Origin of the sequence: Pseudomonas sp. Sample_22, assembly GCF_004307635.1 — a bacterium.
In the GTDB taxonomy this organism is placed as follows: domain Bacteria; phylum Pseudomonadota; class Gammaproteobacteria; order Pseudomonadales; family Pseudomonadaceae; genus Aquipseudomonas.
In genome coordinates this window covers 2,248-3,982 of sequence record NZ_RCNY01000009.1, presented here as the reverse complement: position 1 = coordinate 3,982, position 1,735 = coordinate 2,248, and the positions used below count along the sequence as shown (strand labels likewise).

The following is a 1,735-nucleotide window of genomic DNA, read 5'->3' as shown; positions in this document are numbered from 1 at the left end:
AAAAAACCCGCCGAAGCGGGTTTGATGGTTTCAACACCTGCAGCACGTTGAAATCTGATGCTGCTGCAAGGCAGTAGTACCGCAGATTTCAAGCAGACGCAGGGCGTTGCTTGCACTGGAAGCAAGTGCAGGCCATGCCTTCACTTTTGAGCAGAGCGCCTTTCGCGTAGGCCTCGGCATACACCTGGTAGCTGATCCGGTTTTCGGTGTAGATCCGCATGGCCGTACGGGAGTCGTCGTGATAGCCGGAAACAGTGATATACGCAATCGCGTCTTTTCGTTTCATGAGTTCTCGCCCTACCAAAGAGGGGAGCGGCTTGCCGCTCCCTGGCTTCGTTACTGGTTTTGACGTGAGGCCAGCAGCGCAGGTGCTGCAGCTTCGACCAGGCGCACAGCGTCTGCATGCGGAGTGGTAAAGAGGTCGGCGAACCGAAAGAAGTTTTCGCCGAGACGAACATAGATCCGGGTTACTCGCCCGTTGTCGCGCTCGATCATCTTGAACGACTCGCAATCACCAGAACGAACCCAGCCCGCAGGCGGCAGAACATTCAGCGCGTATTCAAACTGTTCACGATCGATCAGAACCGGCGCGGATTTAGCCGCGGCCTCGATCTGCTGCCACGCCTCATCCTCAGTGCAAACGATCATGTCGGGCTGTCCTTCCTTCAACTGGTCGAGCGTGCGGCCGCTGCACGTTACCCATTCGCCGCCGTCGAGCTGGACGGCGTAGTCATGCACCCAGCCCGTGCCAGGCTGATAGAAAACGTGGGAGGTGGTAGTGGTAGACATTGGTTCGCTCCTTCGCGATCCCCCGGGGCGGTTGCCGCCGCCTGGCCGGGGGTGGGTGAGTGTTTATGCTGCGTGGCGGATGCCGTGGGTGAATCGGCGGAAGTCAGCGATGGTCAACCAATCCAAACGAGGCAGACCATCTTCAATGGCGTCCTGCAGCGCTTCCGGCTCTACCTGGGCCAGCACTTCGGATTCAACATCCATGCCTTCAGGTTCTACACACAATCCAAGTACGTGGGTCATTTTGAAGCTCCTTCGCAGATATCCCGGAGCGGTTGCCGCCGCTGGTTCCGGGTGTCGAAGCGGTATTGCTTCGACGGACTTAGTATCTCAAACGGCTTCTATTGCGTCAACTATTTGTAAAATTATATTGTACAAATAGTTGTTGCCTCGGCGTGATTTATAAACTACAATGCTCCTATGAAAACGATCAAACAAACCGCTACTTACATGACGTGGGAACGCAAGCTGAGAGATCAGCGGGCAAAGGCGATCATCGCGGCGCGGGTCTTCCGGGTAGCCAACGGCCTATTGGGCGATGTTGAGCCGGTCGGCCAGGGTGTTAGCGAGTTGCGTATTCACTACGGCCCCGGCTACCGGGTCTATTTTCAGCAGCGCGGTAACGAGCTTGTATTGCTGCTGTGTGGTGGCGACAAAGGCAGCCAGGCCCGCGATATCGAAACCGCCAAACTGCTTGCCAGCCAGTGGAGTGAGGAAGAATGAAAGAGCCAATCTATGACTATGATCCAGCGGCAGCGCTGGTCGATCCTGAAACCATCGCCCTGTTCATGGCCGATGCTTTTGAAACCGGTGACGCTGGCCATATCGCTAAAGCCCTCGGCGTGGTCGCTCGCGCCAAAGGCATGACAGAGCTGGCCAAAGAGTCGGGGCTATCCCGCGAACAGCTTTACCGCTCGTTCAGCGACAAGGGCAACCCTACGTTGAA

The 1,735-nt window shown here is 56.7% G+C and carries 5 protein-coding genes; 2 read left to right on the top strand and 3 right to left on the bottom strand.

Annotated features, from left to right (window positions below; genetic code table 11):
• Nucleotides 1–88: 88 nt before the first annotated feature.
• From D8U73_RS01375 to D8U73_RS01365, 3 genes are all read right to left on the bottom strand, one after another.
• Entirely contained in the window at nucleotides 89–286 is a 198-nt protein-coding gene (locus D8U73_RS01375) for a hypothetical protein (RefSeq protein ID WP_130903530.1), read from the bottom strand.
• Between the two features lie 50 nt (nucleotides 287–336).
• Complete coding sequence (locus D8U73_RS01370) at nucleotides 337–789, bottom strand: hypothetical protein (RefSeq protein WP_130903529.1); 453 nt, start codon at nucleotides 787–789, stop codon at nucleotides 337–339.
• Nucleotides 790–852: 63 nt separating this feature from the next.
• Nucleotides 853–1,032: a hypothetical protein gene (locus D8U73_RS01365; RefSeq protein WP_130903528.1), complete on the bottom strand. Its 180-nt coding sequence runs from the start codon at nucleotides 1,030–1,032 to the stop codon at nucleotides 853–855.
• A 177-nt stretch (nucleotides 1,033–1,209) separates the two neighbouring features.
• On the opposite strand from D8U73_RS01365, the gene D8U73_RS01360 reads away from it, so the two are divergent.
• Complete coding sequence (locus D8U73_RS01360; RefSeq protein WP_130903527.1) at nucleotides 1,210–1,512, top strand: type II toxin-antitoxin system RelE/ParE family toxin; 303 nt, start codon at nucleotides 1,210–1,212, stop codon at nucleotides 1,510–1,512.
• The coding region (locus tag D8U73_RS01355) for an addiction module antidote protein (protein ID WP_130903531.1) at nucleotides 1,509–1,735 on the top strand (227 nt) is incomplete at its 3' end. The genes D8U73_RS01360 and D8U73_RS01355, both read left to right, overlap by 4 nt.